The sequence below is a fragment of the uncultured Tenacibaculum sp. genome, assembly GCF_947495995.1.
Classification (GTDB): Bacteria; Bacteroidota; Bacteroidia; order Flavobacteriales; family Flavobacteriaceae; genus Polaribacter.
The window spans coordinates 1-205 of the sequence record NZ_CANMAX010000052.1 but is presented as its reverse complement, the minus strand read 5'-3'; the positions used below and the strand labels follow the sequence as shown (position 1 = coordinate 205).

The 205-nt window shown below is 38.5% G+C and carries 1 pseudogene; it reads left to right on the top strand.

From position 1 onward, the window contains the following. A pseudogene (locus Q1A15_RS21020) lies at positions 1-205 on the top strand (hypothetical protein); the annotation flags it as partial.

The window sequence follows — 205 nt, the reverse complement described above, 5'->3', positions numbered from 1 at the left end:
AAAGAGGTAACTTGTGATCCAGCTACAGGAGCAACAATTGAAGGAGATGTTACAGGAGGTACACCACCATATACATATGACTATCAATTAAATGGAGCAGGAGCTTTCATTACAAGTTTAACAGATATTCCAGTGGGTACTCACACGATTCGAGTAACAGATGATAATGGATGTACAGCTACAGCAAGCTTTACGATAAACAATT